This window comes from Desulfocucumis palustris (assembly GCF_002933875.1).
Taxonomy (GTDB): domain Bacteria; phylum Bacillota; class Desulfotomaculia; order Desulfotomaculales; family Desulfocucumaceae; genus Desulfocucumis; species Desulfocucumis palustris.
The window spans coordinates 1-456 of the sequence record NZ_BFAV01000007.1 but is presented as its reverse complement, the minus strand read 5'-3'; the positions used below and the strand labels follow the sequence as shown (position 1 = coordinate 456).

General features: G+C 42.3%; 1 protein-coding gene. It reads left to right on the top strand.

The genetic code is table 11. From position 1 onward, the window contains the following. The coding region (locus DCCM_RS18355; RefSeq protein WP_207655517.1) for a hypothetical protein at positions 1-456 on the top strand (456 nt) is incomplete at both ends.

Here is a 456-nt window from a genome sequence, read left to right as displayed (position 1 = left end):
GTATGATTATTTCGGTGATGACGGTATAGATGTAACAGTGAGCCTGGATGGGGACGAGGATGAGCTGGCATACAATGTCACCCTGGACTTCGATGCTGCAGATAGCTATGATAATTTGAAAGATATCAGCGAAACTAAAATAAAGACCTTTTTAAATGCTGTAAAATCAAAGATTAACACTGAGATCGATGGCACGGATTATGAAGACGCGGATATTACAGGGAAAGCGGTGGATAATGATAATTCCGGTTATTATGTAAAATACAATGGCAGCACATATGCTTATAGCTGGGATGAGGATGATGATGCCAGTGTAAGCAACATTGAAGACACTCTGAATGATTATTTTGCTGACGCGGGGTATGATTATTTCGGTGATGACGGTATAGATGTAACAGTGAGCCTGGATGGGGACGAGGATGAGCTGGCATACAATGTCACCCTGGACTTCGATGC